2 protein-coding genes are annotated in these 2,405 nt (G+C 28.1%); both read right to left on the bottom strand.

Annotated features, from left to right (window positions below):
- Positions 1–95: 95 nt before the first annotated feature.
- Entirely contained in the window at positions 96–1,367 is a 1,272-nt protein-coding gene (locus NSA58_RS18930; RefSeq protein ID WP_074079202.1) for a conjugated bile salt MFS transporter, read from the bottom strand.
- A 300-nt stretch (positions 1,368–1,667) separates the two neighbouring features.
- Positions 1,668–1,952 (bottom strand): hypothetical protein, encoded by a 285-nt coding sequence (locus tag NSA58_RS18925; protein WP_074079201.1) that lies wholly within the window; start codon positions 1,950–1,952, stop codon positions 1,668–1,670.
- Positions 1,953–2,405: the final 453 nt, after the last annotated feature.

Raw genomic sequence — 2,405 nt, 5'->3', positions numbered from 1 at the left:
TAACTTGTTCCAGTTAATTTCTTATATATCCTACTAATTATATAATAAGTAGTTATATCTATTTAGATTAATCATCTAAATAGACTATATTATAATTAAGCAGCTACTTCTTTATCTACTTTTGTTCCTTTTTTATTTAATACGTCCATAGCTTTTATAGCAGATAATATACCAACATAAGCTAATATAACAGCTCCTACTATTGCCCACCAAGCTACTCCATATCCCATTTTATCAACTACTATACCAAATATTGATGAACCAGCAGCAAATCCTACACCGAATACTAATTGTACCATACCCAATACACCAGCATATTCTTTGTTACCAAATAATTTACCAACAAGTAAAGCAGGACCTATTGTATAAGCGAATATTGATAAACCTTTTGCTACTGCGAATACATAAGCAAGAGGAGTTACATCTATTGCAAATATTAATGATAAATTAGATATTAAAACTATTACACCAGCTATTCCCATAGCTTTGAATGGTCCTATTTTATCGAATAAGTTACCACCAACTATAGTCCCCCCAAGAGAGCATATAGCGAATATAGATCCTATTATTCCTGTATTTACAGCTTCATTTAAATGTAAGTAAGCTGGATATTGTACTGATAATGCTGCCACATATATACCAACAAAGAAGAATCCACCAGCAAGGAATTTGAATCCTTTAGTTTTCATAGCTTCAGCAACAGTGTATCCCCAGCTTAAGCCTTCTTCCTTATTATCTTCTTCAGAACCTTTAGCTCTTACAACTTCTGAAGCATCTTTTGGCATTCTTAACATGAACAGTATTATTGGTAAGGCTACTACTAAGCCTACAAGACCAAATATTAAGTACGCTTGTTTAAATCCAACAGCTTTTATTAAAGCAACTGATGAACCTTGTAAGAATATATTTCCTATAGATCCCCCAGCCATAGCTGTAGATAAAGCTTTACCTTTACTTGCTTCATCGAACCAAGCATTTATTAATAGAGGTATACCTAATGCAGATATTATAGCAGCACCTATTTGCATTATACCTGCTATTAAGTAGTATTGCCATGGAGCTGTTGCTATTGAGAAAGCAGCAAAACCACCACAACCTAATATAGCACCTGCTATGTATAAAGGCTTAAGGCTAAACTTTTTAAATAAACCACCAACTATTGGTGAACCTATAGCTGAAACTAAAGTTCCTATAGTGAATATTAAAGAAAAACTTGCCATACTAAAACCTAATGCTTTGTCACTAACTACGTAGTACATGAATTGCGGTTGTAAGTTAGCTAAAACACCATAAGGTATTGCTTGTATAAGCATACATGCTATAACAACTTTCCAACCAGCAACAATTTTTTTGTTTGAATTACTCATCGAATTCTCTCCTTTTGTTGTAAATATATAATTGCTGTACTGATAAATTAAGTATAACGATTTCAAATATTAAATTAAATATTATAAATTAATTTTCAGCACCAATACATAGTAGCACTGTAGCAGAGAAAAAACAAGGAAAACTTGTCGTACTATAAATTTATTTGTCGATTTTTCTACATTTATCTATGATGATTACACAATTTTTATAGTAGAATTTAAATATTAATTTACTTTTTATTTTAAATTACTTTAATATTTGTCATATAATTTATCTAATAATTTCTAGCTATTTCTTAGCTATTTTAGCTTAGCTAAGATTAAGTCATATTTCTTTTCATATTCAGATTTTTTATAAGGATTAGTCTCCACACATAACATGGAAATTACATAACTCATTTCATTTTCTAAGGATAAAGTTTCATCTTTATTTTTATGATTAAATGTTTTCAATTTTTTATTGCCTTCATTTTCTATATACTTACTATAATCTCCGTTAAACTCTTCAATTTGCTGATTTTTAATTTCAATAATACAGTCACATATTTTATATATAAAGGCTCTATCATGTGATACTATAAGCATGGTTTTATCTGTATTTTTTTAAGATTCCTCAAGGGCTTCTAGGTAAATCTAATATTTCAAATTTATCTATATCTAATATTAATTCATCCAAATAATACTTTTTAGATTTTCTATATTTACTAATTGCATAAAAAAATCCCTCCTCATTTGTACTCAAATATAAGGAGAGACTATTATAATAACAGGCACACTAAAAAAGTTAGCAAACTAATATAAAAAGCAAATGGAATTTCCTTCTCTACATATTATTGCATTACTAAATATTTTATAATTTACTCTCCTTAATTTAAGCACTATAAATACACCTATTAATATAGGCTTTTAAAATTTATGATACTTTTATTTTAAAGGTAAATTATAACTTCATTTTGATTTTATCCGTACCCTTTAATTTTTTATTTTTCAATAGAATTTTATCATGTTTAATTTTTAATATCAATTACTAATAAATTT

The sequence above is a fragment of the Terrisporobacter muris genome (genome assembly GCF_024621905.1).
GTDB classification, from domain to species: domain Bacteria; phylum Bacillota; class Clostridia; order Peptostreptococcales; family Peptostreptococcaceae; genus Terrisporobacter; species Terrisporobacter muris.
The sequence above is the reverse complement of the archived record's forward strand: the minus strand, read 5'-3'. Positions and strand labels throughout refer to the sequence as shown.